This window comes from Microbacterium luteum (genome assembly GCF_015277875.1).
GTDB lineage: Bacteria > Actinomycetota > Actinomycetes > Actinomycetales > Microbacteriaceae > Microbacterium > Microbacterium luteum.
In genome coordinates, this window is sequence record NZ_CP063814.1 from 2,708,882 (window position 1) to 2,732,084 (window position 23,203).

At 68.3% G+C, this 23,203-nt stretch carries 19 protein-coding genes and 1 pseudogene; 14 read left to right on the forward strand and 6 right to left on the reverse strand.

Annotated elements, in window-relative coordinates; all coding sequences use genetic code 11:
• Window positions 1–218: 218 nt before the first annotated feature.
• Window positions 219–1,097, reverse strand: a complete 879-nt coding sequence (locus IM777_RS13270) for an AraC family transcriptional regulator (RefSeq protein WP_194383696.1) — start codon at window positions 1,095–1,097, stop codon at window positions 219–221.
• Window positions 1,098–1,230: 133 nt separating this feature from the next.
• Here IM777_RS13270 and IM777_RS13275 point away from each other — a divergent pair, with 133 nt between their 5' ends.
• A complete protein-coding gene (locus tag IM777_RS13275) occupies window positions 1,231–4,563 on the forward strand; it encodes a DUF5107 domain-containing protein (protein ID WP_194383697.1) in 3,333 nt (1,110 codons plus the stop codon).
• Window positions 4,560–5,855 (forward strand): cellulase-like family protein, encoded by a 1,296-nt coding sequence (locus tag IM777_RS13280; protein WP_194383698.1) that lies wholly within the window; start codon window positions 4,560–4,562, stop codon window positions 5,853–5,855. The genes IM777_RS13275 and IM777_RS13280 overlap by 4 nt, the downstream gene beginning before the upstream one ends.
• A 14-nt stretch (window positions 5,856–5,869) precedes the next feature.
• On the opposite strand, the gene IM777_RS13285 is transcribed toward IM777_RS13280, so the two are convergent.
• Window positions 5,870–7,354: an HNH endonuclease signature motif containing protein gene (locus tag IM777_RS13285; protein ID WP_194383699.1), complete on the reverse strand. Its 1,485-nt coding sequence runs from the start codon at window positions 7,352–7,354 to the stop codon at window positions 5,870–5,872.
• Between the two features lie 296 nt (window positions 7,355–7,650).
• On the opposite strand from IM777_RS13285, the gene IM777_RS13290 reads away from it, so the two are divergent.
• The 4 genes and pseudogenes from IM777_RS13290 to IM777_RS13300 all read left to right on the forward strand — a co-directional run bounded on the left by IM777_RS13290 (window position 7,651) and on the right by IM777_RS13300 (window position 9,746).
• Entirely contained in the window at window positions 7,651–7,887 is a 237-nt protein-coding gene (locus IM777_RS13290; protein WP_071045529.1) for a helix-turn-helix domain-containing protein, read from the forward strand.
• Window positions 7,884–8,705: pseudogene (locus IM777_RS13295) on the forward strand (type II toxin-antitoxin system HipA family toxin); the annotation flags it as partial. The gene IM777_RS13290 and the pseudogene IM777_RS13295, both read left to right, overlap by 4 nt.
• A gap of 97 nt (window positions 8,706–8,802) precedes the next feature.
• On the forward strand, window positions 8,803–9,108 hold the full coding sequence (locus IM777_RS17260; protein WP_228481223.1) for a HipA domain-containing protein: 306 nt from the start codon (window positions 8,803–8,805) through the stop codon (window positions 9,106–9,108).
• Between the two features lie 170 nt (window positions 9,109–9,278).
• The gene (locus IM777_RS13300; RefSeq protein WP_194383700.1) at window positions 9,279–9,746 is read left to right on the forward strand and encodes a DUF805 domain-containing protein; all 468 of its coding nucleotides are present in this window, start codon (window positions 9,279–9,281) and stop codon (window positions 9,744–9,746) included.
• 237 nt (window positions 9,747–9,983) lie between these two features.
• Here the strand turns inward: IM777_RS13300 and IM777_RS13305 are convergent, their stop codons facing one another.
• The gene (locus IM777_RS13305) at window positions 9,984–11,855 is read right to left on the reverse strand and encodes a hypothetical protein (RefSeq protein ID WP_194383701.1); all 1,872 of its coding nucleotides are present in this window, start codon (window positions 11,853–11,855) and stop codon (window positions 9,984–9,986) included.
• Window positions 11,856–11,934: 79 nt separating this feature from the next.
• Between IM777_RS13305 and IM777_RS13310 the strand changes: the two genes are divergently transcribed.
• From IM777_RS13310 to IM777_RS13325, 4 genes are all read left to right on the forward strand, one after another.
• On the forward strand, window positions 11,935–12,255 hold the full coding sequence (locus IM777_RS13310) for a hypothetical protein (protein WP_194383702.1): 321 nt from the start codon (window positions 11,935–11,937) through the stop codon (window positions 12,253–12,255).
• The gene (locus IM777_RS13315) at window positions 12,252–12,830 is read left to right on the forward strand and encodes a hypothetical protein (protein ID WP_071045523.1); all 579 of its coding nucleotides are present in this window, start codon (window positions 12,252–12,254) and stop codon (window positions 12,828–12,830) included. Before IM777_RS13310 ends, IM777_RS13315 begins: the two co-directional genes overlap by 4 nt.
• Window positions 12,831–12,957: 127 nt before the next feature.
• Window positions 12,958–13,212: a type II toxin-antitoxin system VapB family antitoxin gene (locus IM777_RS13320; RefSeq protein WP_071045522.1), complete on the forward strand. Its 255-nt coding sequence runs from the start codon at window positions 12,958–12,960 to the stop codon at window positions 13,210–13,212.
• A complete protein-coding gene (locus IM777_RS13325; protein ID WP_228480811.1) occupies window positions 13,209–13,607 on the forward strand; it encodes a type II toxin-antitoxin system VapC family toxin in 399 nt (132 codons plus the stop codon). The genes IM777_RS13320 and IM777_RS13325 overlap by 4 nt, the downstream gene beginning before the upstream one ends.
• 87 nt (window positions 13,608–13,694) lie before the next feature.
• Here the strand turns inward: IM777_RS13325 and IM777_RS13330 are convergent, their stop codons facing one another.
• The 3 genes from IM777_RS13330 to IM777_RS13340 all read right to left on the reverse strand — a co-directional run bounded on the left by IM777_RS13330 (window position 13,695) and on the right by IM777_RS13340 (window position 17,928).
• Window positions 13,695–15,032, reverse strand: a complete 1,338-nt coding sequence (locus IM777_RS13330) for an HNH endonuclease signature motif containing protein (RefSeq protein ID WP_194383703.1) — start codon at window positions 15,030–15,032, stop codon at window positions 13,695–13,697.
• Window positions 15,033–15,386: 354 nt separating this feature from the next.
• Window positions 15,387–16,874, reverse strand: a complete 1,488-nt coding sequence (locus tag IM777_RS13335) for a sulfatase family protein (protein WP_194383704.1) — start codon at window positions 16,872–16,874, stop codon at window positions 15,387–15,389.
• A gap of 40 nt (window positions 16,875–16,914) precedes the next feature.
• Window positions 16,915–17,928, reverse strand: a complete 1,014-nt coding sequence (locus tag IM777_RS13340; RefSeq protein ID WP_390178892.1) for a LacI family DNA-binding transcriptional regulator — start codon at window positions 17,926–17,928, stop codon at window positions 16,915–16,917.
• Window positions 17,929–18,080: 152 nt separating this feature from the next.
• Here IM777_RS13340 and IM777_RS13345 point away from each other — a divergent pair, with 152 nt between their 5' ends.
• From IM777_RS13345 to IM777_RS13360, 4 genes are read left to right on the forward strand one after another with little or no spacing between them, the layout of a single operon-like run.
• Window positions 18,081–18,953 carry a carbohydrate ABC transporter permease gene (locus IM777_RS13345; RefSeq protein ID WP_228480812.1) on the forward strand — a complete coding sequence of 291 codons (873 nt, stop codon included), beginning with the start codon at window positions 18,081–18,083 and terminating at the stop codon, window positions 18,951–18,953.
• A gap of 2 nt (window positions 18,954–18,955) precedes the next feature.
• On the forward strand, window positions 18,956–19,753 hold the full coding sequence (locus tag IM777_RS13350) for a carbohydrate ABC transporter permease (RefSeq protein WP_194383706.1): 798 nt from the start codon (window positions 18,956–18,958) through the stop codon (window positions 19,751–19,753).
• The gene (locus IM777_RS13355; RefSeq protein ID WP_194383707.1) at window positions 19,753–21,759 is read left to right on the forward strand and encodes a glycoside hydrolase family 43 protein; all 2,007 of its coding nucleotides are present in this window, start codon (window positions 19,753–19,755) and stop codon (window positions 21,757–21,759) included. Before IM777_RS13350 ends, IM777_RS13355 begins: the two co-directional genes overlap by 1 nt.
• Before the next feature lie 23 nt (window positions 21,760–21,782).
• Window positions 21,783–23,084 carry an ABC transporter substrate-binding protein gene (locus IM777_RS13360; protein WP_194383708.1) on the forward strand — a complete coding sequence of 434 codons (1,302 nt, stop codon included), beginning with the start codon at window positions 21,783–21,785 and terminating at the stop codon, window positions 23,082–23,084.
• The last annotated feature ends 119 nt before the right edge of the window (window positions 23,085–23,203 follow it).

Consider the following 23,203-nt stretch of genomic DNA (forward strand, 5'->3'; position numbering starts at 1 on the left):
CTCCACGAGAACCCACAAAAAGTGACTGCGGAGCGGGAAAGGCATCACGGGGCAGAGGGGGGCAGAGCGGGGCGAAGCGGGAAAGGCATCACGGGGCGGAGCGGGAAAGGCATCACGGGGCGGAGCGACGCGGCAGAGTGGGGCGGCGGCGCGGGCCGGGCGGGGCGGAGCGACGCGGCGGCGCGGGCAAGCCATCGCGCGGGACGAGACGCGATGGATCAGCCCTTGCGGTGCTCGCGGTAGGCGCGGGGGCTTACGCCGTGCACGCGCCGGAACTGCCGGGAGAAGTAGAAGGCGTCGTCGAAGCCCGTCGCGCGACCGACTTCGGCGACCGTCATGTCGGTCGTGTCCAACAGCACGCGTGCCCGCGCCATCTTCAGCGCATTGTGGTGGGCAAGCACTCCTCCCCCGGTGGCGTCGCGGAACAGCGCGGCCAGGTGCGAGGGCGACAGCCCCACCATCGCCGCCAGCTCCGGAACCTGCACCCGCCCGTCGATCCGCTCCTCGAGGTAGCGCATCGCGCGTTCGAGCGGCGTGCCATCGACGGCCAGGCGCCGGTCGACGGCGAGCTGCGTGAACAGGCGCCAGGCCATGCCGGATGTCGCCACGAGCCGCGCGGGGGTGGTGTCGCGCGCGAGAGAGCGGGAGATCTCATCCAGCAGCGCGGTCGCCCTCTCCACGCTCCGCAGCGACAGAGTGACGTGTCCGCCGTCGACGCCGCACGCGTCGACGAGCTCCGCGACATCGGTTCCCCGTGCGTGACACCACCAGATGGTCCAGGGGTCGTCGCCCGCCGCGCCGTAGGCGTGCGGAGTGCCCGCCGGGATGACGATCGCCGTCGAACTCCCCACCCGCGTGCGAACGCCCGAGACGTCGACCCATCCCGCGCCGGCGACACACACGATGACGATCGTCTCGGGAATACCGCTCGGGCGATGGCGACCGTGATGCTCCGCGCGGGGAAAGTACCCGGCATCGGTCACTGTCATGCGGCGGGTGACCCCACGCGCGAGCGACGCTTCCACCAGCGGGCGAGGCACCACGCTGAGCATCTGGTGCTCGAACCCGTCGGGCCGTTCGACGTGTCCCGCGTCCATCGCGCCATTGTCGCACCGACGCGCCAAGCCCGGGGCAGATGGAGGCCGCAACGGATCCGGGCCAGCGGATCGTCCAGGTCGGAGCGCCCTTCGACCATGGTGGCACCCGTTCCAGGCGGGTTAGCGTTCACGGGTGACACGGAACGACGACGCCCCGAGCCGCATCCTGCTGCCCGACGCCCCCGCCGACCAGGCCGCGATCCTCGCCGACGGCGGCGTCGCCTGCTGGAGTGAGCCGGTGTGGATTGACACGTACGAACCGGGCGACCCCGACCCCTACCCACTGTTCCTGGATCGCAGGGTCTATCAGGGCTCGAGCGGGCGGGTGTACCCGCTGCCGATGATCGACGCGGTCTCGGCGGAGAAGAAGCCGCGGCGGTGGAACGCGATCCACCTCGAGAACGCCTACGTGCGGCTGATGCTGCTCCCCGAGATCGGCGGGCGCATCCACATCGGGTTCGACAAGGTCGCCGGCTACGACTTCTTCTACCGCAACAACGTCATCAAACCGGCCTTGGTGGGCCTCGCCGGCCCGTGGATCTCGGGCGGCGTGGAGTTTAACTGGCCGCAGCACCATCGCCCGGCGACGTTCCTGCCGGTGGATGCACGCATCGAGCGCGAAGACGACGGCGCGGTCGTGGTCTGGCACAGCGATCTCGATCCCCTGCAGCGGATGCGCGGAACGCACGGCATCCGCGTGCGGCCGGGCTCGTCCCTCATCGAAGCCGACGTGCACCTGCACAACCGCACCGATGGGACGCAGACCTTCCTGTGGTGGGCGAACGTCGCCGCGGCCTCCCACGAGCGGTACCAGTCATTCTTCCCCGACGACGTGGCCTACGTCGCAGATCACGCGCGACGCGCGATATCGGCGTTCCCGCGAGCGGATCGGCCGTACTACGGCGTGGACTACCCGGCGCTGGCCGCGCAGCGCGCCGACGCCGACCGCATCGATGTGTACAGCAACATTCCCGTGCCCACGTCGTACATGATCACCGACACCGACGACGCGTTCTTCGGCGGATACGATCACGCCGCCGACGCCGGCTTCGTGCACTGGGCCGATCCGGCGATCTCGCCCGGCAAGAAGCAGTGGACCTGGGGGGACGGCGAGATCGGCCGCGCATGGGATGCGCAGCTGACCGACACCGACGGTCCTTACGTCGAGCTCATGGCCGGTGTCTTCACCGACAATCAGCCCGACTTCGCCTGGCTGCTGCCCGGTGAGACCAAGCGCTTCCGTCAGTACTGGTACCCGATCCATCGAACGGGCCCCGTGCGACAGGCGACGACGGATGCGGCGATCTCCGTGGATGCGAAGCCCGGCGGCACGCGGATCGGCGTCGCAGTCACCCGCGCCTACGACGGGCTCACGGTGTCGGCCGCCATCGGCGAAGACGAGGTGTGGCAGTGGAGCGGCACGCTCTCCCCCGCCACGCCCCTCGTGCAGGTGGTCGATGCACGATCGGCGTGCTCCGCCGACGTCGATCGTGTGACGCTGCGCCACGGCGACGTCGTGCTGGTCGAGTGGCGGGCGCGTGACTCGACCCACGGGGAGCCGTGGGTGGCGACCGAGCCCTCGGCGCCTACCGAGATCGCCTCGACCGATGAGCTTCTGGTCACCGCGACGCACCTGCAGCAGTATCGGCACCCGACGCGCGATGCCCTCCCCTACCTGCGCGAGGCGCTCCGGCGTGACCCGGGTGACACCCGCGCCGCCACCGCTCTCGGCGCATGGCACCTCCGCCGCGGCGAGTACGCGCTTGCGCTCGAGGCACTCCAGACCGCCGTCAGCCGGGCGACCGCGCGTAACCTCAGCCCGCGCGACGGCGAGCCGCTGTACCTGCTCGGCCTCGTGCACGAGCGCCTCGGCGATGACGCTGCCGCCGACCGCGCGTTCGCCCGCGCCGGGTGGAACGCGGCGTGGTCCGTTCCCTCTGCTCTCGCGCGGGCCCGCATCGCGCTGCGCGCCGGGCGCTCCGTCGACGCGCGCTACCTTGCCGAGACGGCCGGCGCTGTGCCCGAGGCGCGGCGCCTCGTCGCCCTGGCGGATCCGGACGCCATGGGCGCGCTCGCGCTCGCGAGGCACCTGCACCGGGACGACCCGCTCGATGCCGCATCCGCTGCGCTGGTGCGCGCACTCGCCGCGCCGGCGCCCGGCACCGCCGACGAGGCGCCGGAGGCCGACTCCCTCACCCCGCTCGATGAGCGCACCGCGCTCGACGTCGGGGCGGAGTTCGAACGCGCGGCGCGCCTGGATGTCGCGCTGGCGGCAACCGAGGCGCCCGCGTCGAGCACACCGGCGGCCGGACGGGCGGGCCCGCTGCGTCATTACCTGCGCGCGCTTTGGCTCGACCGTGCCGGAGAGCCTGCAGCCGCGAGCGCCGAGCGGCGCGCGGGAGCGGCCGCCGACGCATCGCTGGCGTTCCCCGCCGGACTAGAGCAGTACGACGCGCTCCGCGCAGCCGTACGCGCTGACAGCACGGACGCGACCGCCGCGGGACTGCTCGGCATGTGGCTCCTCGACGCCGGGCGACACACCGACGCGGTCACAGCACTGCAGACCGCCGCAGATGCGGGTTCGACCGACCCTGTCATGTGGCGGAACCTTGCGCTGGCGCGGGTCGCCGCGACCGGCGACGACGAAGGCGCCGACGCGGCGCTGCGTCACGCCCTGCATCTGCGCGCCGATGCCCGCCTCGTGCTCGAACGCGACCTGCTGGCGGAGCGACGCGGCCTCGATGCGGGTGCCCGCCTCGCCCTGCTCAACGAGCACGCCCCTCTCATCGGCACTCGGGATGACCTCGCGCTGCGGCACGTGTCCCTGCTGCTCGACCTCGACCGCATCTGGGAGGCGTGGCGGGTGCTCACCTCGCGCGAGTTCCGCCCGTTCGAAGGCGGCGAGGGTCGCGTGATCGCAGCCTTCGACCGGGCGATCTGCGCCCAGGCGCGTGCGCTCCTCGCCGACGGCACCCCCGACGCGCTCGTCGAGGCTGCACAGCTGCTCACGCTCTCCGTGCCGGCGCATCTCGGCGAGGGTCGCCACCCCGCGGAACCGGCGCTCGAGCGCATCGTGCTTCTCGGCGATGTGCGTGCGGCCCAGGGCGCCGCGGATGCCGCGCGCGCCACGTGGGCGAGCGCGGTAGCGCCGACGCCGCTCGCGGTCGCCGAGCGGCCAGCCGATGCGCTCACGTTCTGGCGCGGGATCGCGCACCTTCGCCTTGGTGATGCCGATGCGGCAGAGGCCGCATGGCGTGTGCTCGGCGAGCGCGCACAGGCGCTGCACGAGGCCCCCGACGCGGTCGACTACTTCGCGACCTCCCTGCCCGAGCTGACGGTCTTCGACACCGGCACCGCCGCCGCGCGACGGCGTACTGCCGACGAGCTCGACGAGCTGGCCACCCGCGGTCGCGCCCTCACGCGGGCCGCCGCACTCGAGACGAATCGACAGGAGGCATCCGCATGACCGAGCGCTATCTCGGCGCAGGATCCGTCGCCCGCGACGAGACGGCGCTGACCGGACCCGTTCCCGCCCACCTCCCCCAGCGGCTGACGATCACCCTGTGGGATTTCTCCTGGTACACCCGCGCCGGAGGGGGTGAGCCGTACGCCGACATCGACGCAGCCATGGCCGACGCCGCCTCCCTCGGTTACAACGCCGTGCGCATCTGTGCGGCACCGCTGCTCATCGCCGGCGGGCTGGGTCTGGACAGCACGATCACCATCGAGGGAATGGGCGTCTCACCCGCCGGAGGCTTCTTCGGACAGCGCACCCGGTGGTATGACGCCCCAGGCGGCTACGAGATTGATGTACGCGCACGCCTGCTCGAGCTGTTCGATGCGGCCGAGCGGCACGGCCTTGTGGTGCTCCTCGCGAGCTGGGAGTACCAGCAGTCCCCAGCCTTCGCGGCGTCGTCGGCGTGGTTCGACGCCATCGACGCCGTTCGTCTCGCCGACCGCTACCGCTTGCTGGCCGATGCGTGGGATCGCCTCCTGGGAGAGCTCACCGACGCCGGTCACCGCGACCGCATCGCGATGGTCGAGCTGCACAACGAGGTGGACTTCTCGATCCTCCCAGCGCTCGAAGACGGCGGCGCCGCCGAGGTCGCGCGCCTGCGCGCGGCGCATCCTGATCTGCTCGTCACAGCCAGCTACGGCAAGCCTCCCCACCTGGCGATGCACCGCGTGCCCGCCGGACTCGGTGCGGCACAGTTCCACGTGTACAGCTACGGGGTACTCGACGAGCTGCAGAGGCTGGTCGATATCCGCTCCGAGGGCAGTGCGGTCTTTCCGAACGAGGCGTTCGAGCGGATGCTGCGTTCCGACGCCCCGTCGGTCGCAGCGTACGGGCGGGCAGCCGAGTGGAAATACCGCGCGACGGTCGTGACCGATCAGATGTTCTACGGGTATGACCAACTGGATCCCGCGCTGTGGGATGCATGGCTCGAGAAGCACTATCCGCGGTTCGACGAGGTGATGCGACGCGAGATCGAGTCACGCACGATCGCGATCGCCGCGTGGGCGCGCTGGCAGGATGTGCCGGCGGTCGTGGGCGAGGGGTGGGTCGGGTATACGCCCCTGCACGGCACGTTCGAAGAGGGGCCGATTGGTCGCTCTCTCGCCGAGCACGGCATCGACACCGCGTTGGAGCACGGCGTGTGGGGCCTGGTGCTCTGCTCGAACGCGGCCCCGCATCACCCGATGTGGCAGCTGCGCGACTGGCAGCGCGAGGTGAACGAGCGCATCCTCACCGCCTGACCCCGATTCCAGGGTCAGAACGGTGCGACGGCCTCACCGGTCGGATCAAAGCCCGGTGGTGGTGGGTCGGGCATGAACACCACCCGCGGTGGTGGACCGTCGATGTATTCCAACCCGGAGGGCGCGGTGAACCGCAACCTTCCGCCGGGTTCTTGCACGACCGTCCACCCGGCTGCCTGTTTCATCGTGTGGTGTCGTTTGCAGAACGCCCCGACATTGTCGACGTCGGTCTTTCCACCCAGCGCCCAGTCTTCCCGGTGATCCCAGTCGCAATCCCGCGCGGGCCGTCGGCACCCGGGGAACCGGCACCGGATATCCCGCGCCACCAGGTACCGCTTCTGCTCCGCCGTCACGAACCGGCGATCAACCGCGAGCACGGCACCGGTGACGGGGTCGAGGAACACCCGGTCGAAGCTGGGGACATTGCCCGCAAGGATCTTCGCCGTTTCGGGGTCCACCGCGCACTTCCCGTCCAGCTCCGCCCCACCGGTCGTGGTTCCCGCGAGCGTTGTCGCCGGCACCGTCACCTGCACGTGAGCTCGGATCGCACCCAACCCACCCTCGACCGCGGTCGGGTCAACCGACGGTGAGGAGGTCAGCATCATGTCCAACAGCACGTCGGTGCGGATCTGATCCAGCGTCCGCTCATCGAACCACAGGTTCTCCGTCGCGTCGCTTCCGCCCGCCGCGCACGACTCCCCTGGCTCGGCCAGTCCGAAACTCACGCCCACGTCCGTCGCCGCTATCTCGCCGTCGCCTTGCGGAGGGTCCGGCTGCTTGGCGTCGCGTCCGGCGGCGGCGGCGGTGTCGGCAGCGGCACGCGCGGCTGCTTCGCGCCGGACCGCACGGTCGGCGGCCTTGATGGCCTTCCCCTGCCGGGTCAGCCGATCATGCACCCCGCGCACCTCCACCGACGGCCCAATCACACCCAGCATCGACATCCCGTCACGGAGATCCTCGACCCACACCCGCCGGTCCAGGACCGCTACATCGTGGCGCTCCTGCATGGTCTTCGGGTTGTGCTTCTCCACCACCTGCTCCGCAAACGACCTCACACGCCCAGCAGACGTCTTCTCCGCGTAAGCGAGCACCTCAGCCTCATACGCGGCACGCGCCTCATCGTCGGAAAGATCCGCTCCGGCATCGACGATCACCCGCACATGCGCGCGAGACACCCGCCCCTCACGCCACGCCTCCCACGACGCCTGAAACTCCGTCATCGTACGGTGCGCTTCGAACAGCTGCGTCTGCAGCGTGCGATCACTCACCCGAGCGTCGACCGCGAGCTCCGCCGCCATCGACCGCAACGGCATCTCCCGCTCCCGCGTCGACGCATCACGCAACCGCGCCATCTGCTCCTGGGTCAACGCATACGCGTCAGCATGCGTCCGCGCCAACTCCGCCTCCGCAGCAGCAATCATCACCCGGAGCCGACGTGCCTCGGCGACGAGTTCCCGCGTGCGGAGGGCATCTGCCTCCCGCTGCTTCTCGTCGCTCATCACGCCCCCGGTTCGATCTCCGACTACTTCGAGACTAGGGAGGGCCACCGACATTCCACCCGAAAAACCGCCGACCGTACGGGAAATCGACAAACTTCTTCTCGAGCCAGCCCGTTTCCCGCCGAGCCACCCCTTTCCCCACCAGCGAGCGCCGAAAGCCACCCCGCTCCGCCGCCACCCTTATCCGGATATTGACATACCCGCTTCCTATCCGGAAAATGTAATAGGCCGAAGGTATCCGGAAATCCGCATAGCGCGGGGCCGCAGACAGCATCACCCGAAGCAAGGAAGGCGCCATGTCGACGGCACGAACCCGCATCCAATCGCCGAGCGACATCGGCCTCGTGATTCAGCAGGCGCGCCTTGCGCGGGGCCTCTCGCAGACCGCTCTCGCCGACCAGCTCGGGCTGTCGCAGCGATCCGTGAGCGAGATCGAATCGGGCAAGCCGACGATATACATGCGCAAGGTGTTCGATCTCCTCCGCGCGACCGGTGTCGAACTGTCCGCCGAGCTGCCCCCCGAAGACGAATGAGACTCGCCGTCGAGCTGTACGACGAGGTGATCGGACACCTCGTCGGCGACGCGCGGACCTTCGACATCGAGATCTCCCGCGACGCGATGGCCCGGTTCGGCACGAACAGCCGCGTTCTGTCGACGGCGGTGCCCCTATCGCCTCGCCCGCCCCGTCATCATGCGGGCCGCCGTCGCAACTGGTTCGCCGAGCTGCTGCCCGAGGGCGACCAGCTCGAGCACATGCTCTCTCGCCGCGGGCTCCGGCGTGGCGATGTGCCGGCCTTCCTCGCGGCATACGGCCGCGACGTCGCAGGAGCCCTCCAGATCTGGGATGTCGATGACCCGACCGAGCCCCCTACCGGGCGCGCCATCCCGGTCGATGCGGCGCAGATCAGGCGACTGCTCGAAGACCCGATCTCCGCACCGCTCGGCAACGACCCCCTCGCCGGAAAGTCGTCGCTCGGAGGCGTTCAACCGAAGGTCGTACTCGCGCGGACCGACGACGGCTGGGCCCGCGTCACCGGCGGCTTCCCCTCGACGCACATTCTCAAACCGCAGCTTTCCCAGCTGCCGACCGTCATCTTCGACGAGGAGTATGGAGCGCGCCTGGCTCGCGGGCTGCAGCTCGCCGCGTTCGACACACACGTCACGTCGTTCGATGGCCTGCCGACCCTTGTCGTCGAACGCTTCGATCGAGCGACCGGCACCCGCATCCACCAGGAGGACTTCAGCCAGGCGCTCGGAGCGGCCGGGAACCAGAAGTATCAGGAGATCGGCGGCGTCGTCAGCCTTGCCCGCGTGGCGGACGTGCTGGCGCGACATGCGCGCTCCGACGATCTTCACACGCTCGCACGGATGCTGGTGCTCACCGTCGCGGTCGGCAACCTCGACCTGCACGAAGAACCTCGCCCTGCTGCACGCAAGAGACGGCGACGTGACGCTGGCACCGGCGTACGACGTCGTTCCGATGGCCCACCGGATGGATGTGGATGGGCGCGTCGCGCTGGCCGTCAACGGTCAGTACGTGCACGCGCGACTGACGGCGGCCGACCTCGTCGCCGAAGCATCGACGTGGGGCGTCCGCCGCGCCGACCGCGTGGTCGAATCCACGCTCGATGAGCTCCGTGCCCTGATCGATGCGGAGACCCCGCTCGACGGTGCGGCATCTCATCTGCACGACCGCGTTCGGACGTACGTCGGGAACCTCATCACGGGTCATCGCGTCGGCGAGGCACCCTGACCGCGGCCCACGCGCGGCGGAGCACCGGGGCGTCACGATGCGATGCGTCACCGCCGGCGGAGAAAGCGATGCAGGTGGGAGTCGGTCTTCGCTCGCCGCTCAGATGACATGTCTCTCTCGTGCGCTGGGAACTATCGTGGGCGACTGGCGTGCCGACGAGAGGACCCGAGATGACCGACAAGAAGGCCCTCGCAGCGCCGCTGTACGGCGCAACCTTTCCCCAAGCCGTCATGCGGTTCTTCGCCAAGTACGCCACCTTCAGTGGCCGGGCGAGCCGAAGCGAGTACTGGTGGTGGGTTCTGGCGAACTTCCTGGTCGTTGTCGCCTTCAACCTCACAGGCAGTCTCGCCGGCGAGGAATTCGACACGGTCTCCGTGAACCTTCTCTCGCCGTTCTCACCCGGCCCGACATCCCCGATCACGACTGTCACCGGAGCCCTCTTCCTCATCTACACCCTCGGCACACTCTTGCCGGCTCTCGCCCTCACCTGGCGCCGGCTCCACGACGTCGACCGATCCGGGGCATGGTTCTTCATTGTCTTCATCCCGCTCGCCGGTGCCATGGTTCTGCTTGTCTTCACCCTGCTCTCGCAACGTCCCGGAGGATCGCGTTTCGACGCGAACCCGCAGCCAGCTTGATCGCCCGCCGGAGTATCAGGAGATCGGTGGGGTGGTCAGCCTCGCGTGGCGGGGGCCGCGGGTCCCGAGCCAGCCGGTATCAGAGCACCCGCATGACGCAGGTGGCGCCGGGAATGCGCGCGGCCGCGCAGTGCGCTGGCGGCGTCGACGAGAAAATGGCCGGGACGAGCCAGGAGAGCGGTCGCGACGGATGAGTTCTATCGCCGTCGCACCGATGCCCCTTCCCGGCAAGTGCCCTCAGCTCATCGCCTGCAGCGACTCCCACCGTTCGCGCAGTGTGCGGCGCCTGTCCGAGACGAGGAGCAGCGGGTCTCCGAGCGACCTGCTCCAGTCCTCGGGCACCGGCACGCCCAGGGCCCGGAGCATCGGCTGCGCCCGCTGCGACGGCGACCCCTTCAAGCCCAACGCGGACATCATCGCGCTCACGGTCACCCCTCCGCGCGAGGCCCGAAAGGCGTCGTTGACCGATCCGGCGATCCACAGCACGGCGGCCGCGGCTGCCGCATCGCTGGATCTGCGGCGAAAGATCGCTGGGTCGGCGGCCGCGATCCGCGCGAGGATCCGCCGCGCGGCCGTGCGCAGCTCCGTTCGCCTCGCGTCATCCGCGAAGAGATTCGCCACGGCGTCGTCCGCGAGTGCGCCCACGCCGCGCACCCGCTCGCCCACGTCGTCGGCAGTGCCCGTGAGGTCGAGCGGCTCGTCGGGCAGCGGTGTGTCATCCAGCGCCTCCATGGCCTCGGGTCCGCCGACGGCGCTCTCGACGAGCTCGATGAAGAACGACACGTCCGCGTCGTCGAACGAGGGGAACTCCGCATCGTCGTCGGCAGCGCCGTCGAGCGGCGGCAGCATCCCCATCTGCTCGAGAAGCGCTTCGGGCCCCTGTCGTCGCGGCGACGAGATCGCGTCGAGGTACTGCGGCTCGAACTCGTCGACGGCTGCAATGGTGGCGGTGGTCAGGTGCTCGGGGATGCTGCGCTCAGCGTGCGCGAACGTCACCACGTGCCGCATCACCTCGGGCACCCGCCGCAGATAAGCCGCGTCGGCGACGATCTTGCGCGGCACCAGGTCGAGCAGCGCGATCTCAACCGTGACCGGCGACCACCGCAGCGGGTCTCCGCCCAGCTGCTGCGCCCCGAGCCACAGCAGCGTCTCGACGATGTCGGCATCGTCCGAGCCCTTCCTCCTGCGCAGGCCGCGCCCGTGCGGAGAGGCCATGATCCGCTCGGCGAGCGCCTCGATCTGGTCGCTCTCGATCTCCTCCGTTGCGTACCCACTGCCACCGGCGGGCAGAAGGCGCAGCATCCACTCGACGAGCGGACGCACCGCCGGCCACGTCTCGGTCTCGAACGGTGGATACGTGATGCGCCCGAACCGCACCGCGTCGTCGATCTTCGCCCGCGCGTCGGCCAGCGTGATCTCACGCGTGAAGGTCTCGCCCGGCGACTCCGCGCCCAGCAGGCTGTCGAGGTGGGCGACGACTTCGGCGATCGGCGCGTCGATGACAAACGCGTCTTTGACCACCGTGCCCATGTTGTGGTCGACGTAGACGAGCACCGTCATATCGCCCGCCGGCAGGTGCACTCCGAGCGCGACGTTCTCGCCGTCACCCAGCACGTGCCCCATCTGCACGGCCCGCACCGGGCGGATCTCATCCAGCCGCGTCAGCCAGGACGGGAAGGGATGCCGCCGCGCGGCGACCTCCCGATCGACACGGCGCTGCCTCACCTCGTCGCCGGCGAGCCGTGTCAGCACGAGCAGGAGCGCGTCGGTCGGCATCCGCGCCGCCTCGCGGAACATGACGATCAGCTCGTCCACGCTCGGCAGGTCGACGTCGTCGTCGGGTCGCTTCTCGAACGGCGAAGGCTCGTCCGCCGACGGGATGCCCGCCAGCAACGTGCTGGCGTAGATCAGCAGGTCGACCGGATGCGGCGAGGCGAGCGTCTTGGCGACCTCGGTCTCAAGCACGAGCATTCCGGTGTCGGCCGCGGGCTCCGGCGGCTCGAGCGGCTCCGGCGGCCGACCGAGCCCGAAGGATGCGCCGGCGGGCGACGGAGGGCGCGGGCTGCGCCGCTGCTGCGGACGACGGTTCTTCGGGCGACGGCTGCTCACCCGACGACGGTATCGCGCCTCTGTCGCGAACGCGCCGGCCTCCGCTATGGTTCCAGCACACGCGGAGCGGAGGGTTCCCATGGCGCACGACCTGACGACGCCCTACGTGCCCGGGCCGCCTCTCGAGGTCGACCTCCCCTCCGGATGGACCTTCACCGCGGATGCTGCCGGCCACGTCGCCGGAAGCGGCCCCTGTCCGTGGTGTCTCGGGCCCGCGTATGGCCCACCGCTCCTCGGTGCCGATAGCGATACAGCCGACAGCGACGCCGACACAGACAGCGGGCCGACGACGAGGGAGTTCATCGCGGCGTGCAGCTGCGGTGGTCCGCACGGCAAGGACCACCAGCCGACGTGCGGTCGCACCTTCCTCGTGCGTGTCCCTCGAGAGGGGGCGCCGTGACCGCCCCGCATGATCTCGCTGCCCTCAAGCAGCTGCAGGACCACCGCGCCGGCGAGCTGGCGCGTGTGCGCACGCGCGCCGAGAAGTGGATCCCGGGTCTCGCTGCGGTCACCGGGGTGCTGACCACGGCCGTGGTCGTGAAGGGTGCCGAGACCTTCACGAAGGCTCCCGCGTCCACCCAGTTCACGATCATCGCGCTGATGATCGTCGGTGCTGTGGCCGTGGGCACCGGCGTCTTCTGCGCCTACGCTGCGGCGCACGGAAATCCGTTCGGCGACGACGAGCTGTCGCGTCGCGCCGATCAGCAGAAGGTGGATGGCGCGTACGAGGACTGGAACGCGGCAGTGCGCGCAGAGGTCTCGCGCGCACGTCGATTGCTCACTGCGGCGGTCATCGCCACACTTGTCGGCACGGCGAGCCTTGGGACGGCGGTGGTGGTGACGTGGTTCGCGCCGGCGACCGGTTCCGGCGCCACCACGTGCCTCGTCACCGATGACGGTCTCGTGCGCATCGAGGGCACGGCACCGGTCGTGGTCGACGGCGAGCTGCGCATCGTGCCGTGCGCCGCCACGTGACGACGGCTGCCGCGTGATGCGATCAGCCGGGCGTCGTGGCCTATGCGTCACGACGGCGAGGACGTCGGAGCGGCGAGGCTTTCTTCCTTTACGTCCACCTTTCTTCCTCGCGAGATAGTATGCGGATATGGCGCTCAACATCAAAGACCCGGAGGCCGACCGCCTCGCCCGGGCGCTCGCCGCCGCCACCGGTGAGAGCATCACCGTCGCCGCACGCGCCGCGTTCGCCGAGCGCCTTGCACGGGTACAGGCGCGAGACACCGCGCCCGAGGTGCTCGCCGAGCTCGAGAGCATCATCGCGCGAGCGCGAGAACGCGAGACGCTCGACGACCGAACCACGGATGAGATCCTCGGCTACGACGAAGCCGGACTGCCCACGTGACCATCGCCGTCGACACCTCGGCGCTCATGGCGATCGTGCTCGGCGAGCGCGACGCCCTCCCCTTCGCCCGCGCACTCGCTGCGAACACCGGCGACGCGTGTGTCAGCGCTGCGACGCTGGTCGAGGCCACGATCGTCGCCGAAGCACGCCAGGGCAGTGCTGCCGCGCAAGACCTCGCGGCCGTGCTGCGGGAGACGCGCATCCGCATCGTTCCGCTCGATGCCACGCAGGCGTCGATCGCGTCGGCCGCGTGGCGCCGCTTCGGCAAAGGGCGCCATACCGCCGCACTCAACCTTGGCGACTGCTACTCCTACGCGCTCGCTCGACACTTGGGCGCCCCGCTGCTTTTCAAGGGCGACGGCTTCAGGCAGACCGATATCGCGCCGGTCCTCTGACCGGACTCGAACCCGCCTAGCCGGGTCGTCGAGCGAGCGGAGTGAGACGAAACGTCCGGTCGCGCATCTACCCGCTGACCTCCCGGGTCAGAACGGCGCGACGACCTCATCGGCTGGGTCCTGAGCCGGTGGCGGGTCGGGCATGAACACGACGCGCGGTGGTGGATCGTCGGTGTACTTCAACCCGGAGGGCGCGGTGAACCGCAACCTGCCACCCGGTTCTTGCACGACCGTCCACCCGGCTGCCTGTTTCATCGTGTGGTGTCGTTTGCAGAACGCCCCGACATTGTCGACGTCGGTCTTGCCGCCCAGCGCCCAGTCTTCCCGGTGATCCCAGTCGCAATCCCGGGCGGGGCGTCGGCACCCGGGGAACCGGCACCGGATATCCCGCGCCACCAGGTACCGCTTCTGCTCCGCCGTCACGAACCGGCGATCAACCGCCAGCACGGCACCGGTGACGGGGTCGAGGAACACCCGGTCGAAGCTCGGAACGTTGCCCGCAAGGATCTTCGCCGTTTCGGGGTCCACCGCGCACTTCCCGTCCAGCTCCGCCCCACCGGTGGTGGTTCCTGCGAGCGTTGTCGCCGGCACCGTCACCTGCACGTGAGCTCGGATCGCACCCAACCCACCCTCGACCGCGGTCGGGTCAACCGACGGTGAGGAGGTCAGCATCATGTCCAACAGCACGTCGGTGCGGATCTGATCCAGCGTCCGCTCATCGAACCAGACGCTGTCCGACTCTCGCTCCTCGGGCTCCCCAGCGGCATCGCGCTCGGCAGCTTCCCGGCGCACCGCGCGATCGGCGGCCTTGATCGCCTTCCCCTGCCGGGTCAGCCGGTCATGCACACCATGCACCTCCACCGACGGCCCGATCACCCCCAGCATCGACATTCCGTCGCGAAGGTCTTCCACCCACACCCGCCGGTCCAGCACCGCCTCATCGTGCCGCTCCTGCATCGACTTCGGGTTGTGCTTATCCGCCACCTGCTCCGCAAACGGCCTCACGCGCCCGGCGGAGGTCGTCTCCGCGTAAGCGAGCACCTCGGCTTCGTACGCGGCACGCACCTCATCGTCGGAAAGATCCGCGCCGGCATCGACGACCACCCGCACATGCGCACGAGACACCCGCCCCTCACGCCACGCCTCCCACGACGGCCCGAACTGCGTCACCGTGCGGTGCGCCTCGAACAACTGCGTCTGCAACGTGCGATCACTCACCCTCGCATCCACGGCCAGCTCCGCGGCCATCGACCGCAAAGGCATCTCCCGCTCCCGCGTCGACGCATCACGCAACCGCGACATCTGCTCCTGCGCCAGCTCGTACGCGTCAGCATGCGTCCGCGCCAACTCCGCCTCCGCAGCCGCAATCACCACCCGCAGCCGACGTGCCTCAGCGACCAGTTCACGCGTGCGAGCGGCGTCCAACTTCCGCCGATCCTCTTTCGTCATCGCAGCCCCCGCGTCGATTTCTGACTACCTCGAGGGTAGAACATATATACGACACTTAGTGGGACATGCTCTCAATTCGTGAAGAAGAGACGCTGTCCTCGTGGCGACCTCGCGCGCAACCGTTCATTGACGGCGAGTGGGCTCGTGGCGCGACGTGCGCCATCCGCACCGTCCTCGTCCGCGGACATCCCGACCACGGACGGGCCTCAGCCGACACGTGTCTCAGCCTCGGCGCACACCTCCGACTGCGTCCGACTGCGTCCGAGATGACAGACGGTCGCCGCTGAGGCCGACCCCAGCGGTCGCTTCAAGACTGCCGACGCCTCCCGTTCACTGCGCCTTCGCGGGCTCGAAGGAGGACAGCGTCGCATCGAAGTCACCGCCGCCGATGTCGAACATCGGAGTCATCCAGTGGTAGAAGTTGTCACCGCGCGCGCGGAGCTGCCGGTACAGCTCACGCATCAGCTGCGATCGCGTGTCGGCGTAGGCGTCATCGTCGATGCGGTTCACCAGTTCGTGCGGATCGCGCAGCAGGTCATAGAGCTCGTTGACCGACTCCGGATTGACGACGAGCTTGTGCGTGCGGGTGCGGAGCATTCGCTGCGGATACGGGAAGTGGTGACCGTGGTACTCGCAGAGGATGCTCTCGGCCCACTCCGGGTGGTCGCCGCGAACCAGCGGGAGGAGCGATCGGCTGTCCACGGCCGGCGCAGTGTCACGGCCGGCGATGTCGAGGATCGTCGCGGTGAAGTCGGTGAGCGAGACGAACTCCTCCCGCACCTGCCCGGCCGGCTCACCGGGCAGGCGAATGAGTCCCGGGATGCGGTAGACCTCCTCATACATCGCGGGACCCTTGTCGTGAAGTCGATGAGCCCCGGTGAATTCCCCATGGTCGGCGGTCATCATGACGGCCGTCGAATCCGTCAGCCCGAGCCGGTCGACGGCGTCGAGGATGCGGCCGATCTCGTGGTCGATCATCGTGATGTAGCCCCAGTACGCGGCGATGAGCTTGCGACTCGTCTCTTCGCTGAGGGTGTCGAATGTCCACAGCCCGCAGTAGTTCGCCTGCACAGGGGGCTTGTTCTCGAACGTCTCCGCGACCGAGACCGGCAGTTCGACGAGGTCGGGATCGTACATGTCGAAGAACTCGTCCGGCAGGATGTACGGCAGGTGCGGACCGAAGAAGTGGGTGGCAAGGAAAAACGGGGCGGGCTCGTGACCGTCAGAACCCGCGGCGAAGCGCTCCAGCATCTCGATCGTGCGATCGGCGAGGTAATGCTCGAACGTCGCCTCGAGCGGTTGATGGAGTCGCGCGGCGAGAAGATTGCCCTCGGAACCGTTCGGCGTCGTCCCTCTCACCTTGTCGCTGATCGCGTACGCGGGAAGCCCGCGCTCGGCGAGATAGGCGAGGTAGTCGGGATGATCGACGGGGTTGTGCCAGCCTTCGAAGTGGGGCCCTTCGAAGCCGTACGAGGAGGCCTGTTTGCGAACACCGCCGTGCCACTTCCCAAGGAGGCCCAGGTTGTACCCCGCCGCCCTCAGGTCCTCCGCGAAGGTGAACTGGCCGTCCGCGAGATCTTCGAGGTAGCCCACGTTCCGCTCATAGTTGGCCAGCAGCTTGTGCCGAAAGGGGGCGGCACCGGTGAGCAGGCTGGCCCGCGCAGGCGTGCAGATCGCCGTTGGGGTGAATGTCTCGGCGAACCGGGTGCCCGTGGCGGCGAGGCGATCGAGGTGCGGCGTGCGCACCACCTCGTTGCCGTAACTGCCCAACGTCGACTGGGTGTGCTGGTCGGTCATGAGGAAGAGAATGTTGGTCATACGGGAGTTGCGCGCCTTCCGGGGACGGGATGGATGCTGATCATGCTCGGATCCGCTCTCCCTCGCATCGCATGAGGCGGAACGGCACTTCATGGTGACCGCCCGGGAGCTCGGCGGGTGCCGCAAGGAGATCGAGGATCATCCTCGACGCCGCTTCCACCCCCGAGTCGACGGTGGCGAAGGGAGGGATAGAGAAGCGCCCCTCCTCGATGTCGTCGAATCCGATGACATCGACATCGCGCGGAACGGCGACGCCGTGGGCTCCGAGTGAGTACAGCGCGCCGAGCGCGAGCGTGTCGTTGAAGCACATGAGTGCGTCGAAGGCCGCACCGCGCTCGATCAGCGCGTCGACGGCTCGCGATCCTTCTGCGCGGTTGAACGGCCCGACCGGGCAGAGCAGCGGTTCGAGGAGCGGGATACCGGCTCCGGCGAGCGCCTGACGGTAGCCGACGAATCGCTGACGGGAGGTCGCCGTCGACCCCTCGTGCTGGACGCCCACCGCCGCGATCCGCGTGCGCCCGCGCGATATCAGATAGTCCGTCGCGGCGTGCGCGGCGGCGACATTGTCGATGCCGACGTGTGTGATGCCGGCCGGGACGACAGCGCGGCCGTGCTCACCGACGACAACCATCGGGGTGCGTGAGCGACGTTCTTCGAGGTCAGCCTTTGTGATGGAGAGAGGGCTCAGAACCAGCCCGTCGAGCGCCGGCATCCCCTCAGCCTCAGCGAATGCCATTTCTGCGGCGCGGTCGCCGCCGGTCTGGGCGATCAGCACCGTCTGGCGTCGCTCCTGGGCCGTCGCGACGAACTGCGCCGCGAATTCGGCGAAGTACGGTTCGCGAAGATCGGGAACGGCGAGGGCGAGCAGACCGCTCGATCCGCCGCGCAGCTGACGCGCAGCGAGGTTGGGCCGATAGTCCAGTTCGCGGATGGCGGCAAGGATGCGTGCGCGCATGTCGTCGCTGACCCACCCCGTGCCGTTGACGACGTTCGAGACCGTCTTCGCGCTGACGCCCACGACGGCGGCAACGTCCGCCAATGTCACACGAGCCATCATCGCCCTCCCGTCATGCTCTACGAGGCCCACCATAGCCCGAAACGGCCGCTTGCGTTCAACGCTGAACTATGTCACGATCTCGTCAACCCGATGACTTCTCGATGTCCCGTCGGGCAAGTAGTTCAACGTTGAATTAATGGCGAAGGAGCATGATGAAGACACTGGGCGGGCGGTACGTGCCGTACCTCTACATCCTCCCCGTCGTCGTCATTTCGGGGGTGTTGATCTACTTCAGCATCGGCTTCAACACCTGGGCGAGCCTGACCGACTGGAACGGCCTCACCCGGATGAACTTCGTCGGGCTCGACAACTATGCGGCTCTGCTGTCCGACCGAACGTTCTGGACGGCGCTGCGCAACACACTCGTCTTCATGGTCGCGACCGTTTTCATCCAGGCGGTGCTCGGTCTCCTGGTCGCGGTGATCGCGAAAGAGCGGCTTCCCGGGAGCAACTTCTTCAAGGCACTCTTCTTCCTTCCGATCGCCATGGCACCCGCGATCATCGCCACGGTCTTCCGGTACATGCTCGAGACGAACTTCGGGTCGCTCAACGAGTCGCTTCGCGCGCTCGGGCTGCTCGGCCAGGGTGAGGTGATCGAATGGCTCGGCCGTGACCTCGGGCTCTGGTCGATCATCGTGATCAACATCTTCCAGTGGATGGGCTTCTCGATGATGATCTACTTCGCGGGTCTCATGTCCATCCCCGATGAGCTGTACGAGGCCGCCACGCTCGACGGAGCGGGATGGTGGCGCCGTCTGTGGTCCATCACGATCCCGTCGCTGCGCGGGACGACGAGTGTGCTCATCATCCTCGGCATCGTCGGTGCCCTGAAGACCTTCGACATCGTGTGGCTGACCACAGGTGGAGGCCCCGGTGACTCGACGCAGTTTCTCTCGACCTACCTGTATCAGGAGCGTTCCAACAGGGAAGCCGGCTACGCCTCCGCGATTGGGATGGTCATCCTCCTGCTCGCCTTCCTTCTCTCACTGGTGCAGATGCGCGTGAGCGGACGGAGGAAGTGACGATGCGAAAGCAGATCCTGGCACGCGTAGCCATGTACGCCGCCCTGGGGGCGCTCGCCGCCTTGTGGCTCTACCCGATCGGCGTCGCCGTCTACATGTCGATCTCGGTGGGTGGATGGAACAACTACGCCGTCGTCCTCACTCACGAGTCATTCGACTACTGGTCGGCGATCGGCAACAGCTTTCTCATGGCCGGCGTCTCGGCGCTCGTGATCATGCTCATTTCGGCACTGGCGGGCTATGCGTTCTCCAAGATGCAGTTCCGCGGCCGCGAGGTGATCTATCGACTCCTTCTCGCCTGCCTCGCCGTCCCCGTCGCTGCCGTGGTGACTCCCCTCTTCTTCACGATCAACACGCTCGAACTGCGCAACACCTACGTCGGCGTCATCATCCCGCTCATCGCTTTCAACGCGCTGATGATGATTCTGCTCATGCGCAACCACTTCGACGCTCTCCCCGACGAGCTAATTGAGGCCGCCACCCTCGATGGATGCAACTCCTTCGCCGTCTGGTGGCGCGTGCTCCTTCCCCTGAGCGGGCCCACCCTGGCGACCGTGGGGGTCCTCGCCTTCGTCTACTCGTGGAACGAGTACCTGCTGCCGAATCTGCTGCTGTCCTCGCCGGAGCTGTTCCCGGTGACCCAGGCGATATCCCTCCTGCAGGACGACCGAATGAGCCAGGAGCAGATCTCTCAGCTCTACGCCGGTCTCATCCTGATGACGATCCCCTCCGTCATCGTCTACCTGGTCAGCCAGCGCTACCTGCAGGCCGGCGTGACCGCAGGCGCGGTGAAGAGCTGATGACGACGCCCGTCGACACCGAACCGAAGGACCGAACGATGGTGACAGCCGAGCGATACCGCAACCCGCTGGGGTATTCCGATGGCATCGCCCGCACCGACCCCGACCCGTTCGTGCTGCGCTACCGCGGGCTCTACTACTGCTACTCGACGGGCGAGACGCAGGTGAACGTGAGCGTCTCGAGTGATCTCGTGTCCTGGACGCGCGTCGGGGCGGCGCTGCAGGTGCCGGGCCGCACTCATTACTGGGCACCGTGCACGATCTACGTCGACGGCGTCTTCTACCTCTATGTCTCGAGCAGACCCGCCGGGTCGACCGACCCGCACGACGAGGTGCTGCAACTGGCCACGAGCCACCATCCAACGGGTCCGTTCACGCTGGTCACCCAGTTCTTCGACACGTTCTCGATCGATCCGCATGTCGTGCCCGACGGTGAGGGCGGGTACGTCATGTTCTATTCGACGAACGACGTCACGGGCCTCGACGACGAGTACGTCGGCACGTCGATCGTCGCCGATCGCCTGCTCGACTTCGATCGCCTCGAGGGTCGGCCCCGCGTGATCGTACGCCCCTCCCTCGAACAGGAGGTCTTCGAGCACGACAGGTTCGGCGATGGTCGCGACTGGTACACCATCGAGGGTGCGACGTACCTCACTCGAGGCGACCGCGCGTATCTCACCTACTCGGGCAACGCGTACGAGCGCCCCGACTACTTCATCGGTCAGGCTGGCGCCGTCCTCGACGGCGCACCCCACGACCTGGTGTGGCGCAAGCATCCGAACGATCACGAATATGCCCCGCTCATGCGTCGCAACGGCGACGTCGAAGGCACGGGGCACAACTCCGTCGTGCGCGCCCCGAACCTCGTCGACGACTGGATCGTCTACCACGGGCGGGATGCCGCGGATCCGCTCGACCCTCAGGTCGAACAGCGCACGATGCGCATCGATCCGCTGCTGCACACCACGCGATGCCTGATCACCACCGGCCCGGGTTCCACGGAGCTCGACGCTCCGGCACGACCCCAGGTCTCCGACGATTTCTCCGGCGCCGAGCTCGATGCTCGCTGGGACGTGCGAGAAGGACGCGTGCACCTCGCGGACGATCGCGTCTGCACAACTGCTGCCGAGCGCACGCGCCTCGAGACATCGGCGGCCGCGTCAGCGTACGTCGCCGAGGTGTGGATGCGCGTCGAGATCTCCGATCGCGGCGCCCGAGCGGGCGTGGTCGTCGCCGCCAACGGAGACGATGACGTCGTCGAGGTGCTGGCGGATGCGGCGACGTCGCAGCTGATCGCACGACGCTGGCTCCGCGGCGTCGGCACCGTGATCGCCCGCACCGAGTTGCGCCGGGCACGGCTTGACCGGTGGCAGCAGCTGCAGGTTCGCCGAATGTTCGACCGCGTCGAGGTTCGTGTCGGTGATTCGACGACACTGGCATTCCCGGTGCCGGAGATCGCTGCGCGGTTCGGCCTCGTGTCGGAGCGCACAGCTACCGAGTTCTCCGCCTTCTCCTTCACCGGCCACATGGACCTCTGGGGCCAAGACCTCGATCACGCGGGGCACGTGTTCTCCGTTCAGCCGCGCCGCGACCCGGGAGCAACCGGGCTTGTCGCACCCCCCGGACGCAGCGTCGTCCTCGAGGGCGACAGCGATTCGTCGTCAGCGATGGTGCACGAGTTCGCCCTGCCGACGCCGGGGAGCCGCGTGCTCTTCGCACCGTGGGGGGCCGAAGCGGTGCGTCTGCTGGTGGAAGCGGACGCATACACCCTCTTGCGACCCGGCGACGCCTCGCAGCGCTACCCGATGGACCCGCCCTTCACCGACGCAGCGGGCGTCGCGGTGCGCAGCACCCGGCAGGGTCGACAGGCCCTCGTGCAGGTCGGGCGACGAATCCATCCTCTGACCTTCGACGACTCCGCCTCATCGCGGCAGCGCATCGAGCTCACCGGGGCAGGTCTCACTCGGTACGAGTGGACGGCCCATCCGACCCCATCCATCCAATGATCACCTTGCAAAGGAGCACATCGATGAAAACAGCACTGCGTACCCGCACACTCTCCGCGATCGCGTTAGCCGCCACGGGGGCGCTCGCGCTGGCCGGCTGCGGCAGCTCGGGCGGCGATGCCGATACCGGAGGCACCGTCACCCTTACCTTCAGTTCCTGGCTGCCCACGCAGGACCAGTGGAGTGAGATCATCGAGGCGTTCGAGGAGGAGAACCCCGACATCGACATCGAGTTCTCCCGTGACGAGGACTACGCGTCCTATCTCACGAACCTCGACAATGCGATCCTCGCCGGCGAGACTCCCGACCTTTACGGCGTGCAGGTCGGGTCGTCGTTCGACGATTATGCAGAGTTCGCTCTCCCGGTCGACGACTACGCCGCCGGATGGATCGATGGGGTGAGCGAGGGCGCTCTGGAGCAGACCACCACCACCGACGGCACTCTCGCAGCCGTACCCCTGCTCACCGCCGGCATGCAGTTCTACCTCTACAACCAGACGCTGTTCGAAGAACTCGGACTGTCGCTGCCGACCGACTACGACTCGTTGCTGGAGATGAGCGAGGCGGCTCGCGAGGCGGGCATCGCACCGATGGCGATGGGTGCAGGCGACACGTGGCACAGCGCCGACTTCTTCGTCTGGCTCAGCAATCAGTTCGGCGAAGGCGGCGACATCTACCGGGCCGCGAGCGGGGACATCCCCTGGGACTCCGACAGCCTCGTCGCCGCCGCCGAAGTCTGGCAGAGCCTGTTCGCCGATGGAATCTTCCAGGACGGAGCGACCACGACGACGACCTACCCGTCTGCTCGTGACGACTATTTCCTGGCGCGGCGCGCCCTGGGCATGCCGACCGGCTCATGGCATGTCGGAGCCACCCTCTCGACGAGCCCCGAGGTGCCGGGTAGCGAGGTCGAGGGCGATGCGATCGGTATGGCCCCGTTCCCCACGCTCGGTGAGACGGATGCCGGTGCGACGTCGGGCGTCGATTTCGCCATCGCCGTGAGCGGCGACATCGATGAGGCCAAGCAGGAGGCCGCGGCGACATTCGTCGAGTTCATGGCCGTCGGTGCCGGTCAGCAGATCTGGGTCAACCGTCTGCAGGGCTTCCCGGTCGCCACCGACGTCGACGTTGAGCTCAAGGAAGGTGAGAGCGAGTTGGCGCAGGAAAGCGTGGCGCTGGTTACCGAGACGATGCAGGCGAGCGAGTATCCCCGCAAGCTGGTCTCGCCGGGCAACGACTCTCTCGAGACCGATCTCGGTGTCGTGCTGCAGAACATCGCCGATGGAGCCGACCCCGCGTCGGAGCTGGCGACGCTCAACGACTGACGTCCGAGCAGACGTCGCGATCCGCCGGGGGCCAGCCGTCCCCGGCGGATCGCGCTGTCTCACGAGGTGGTGGCGACGGCACGAACCACGTCGCCGCCTCCGGGCGTTGCTCAGCGCCG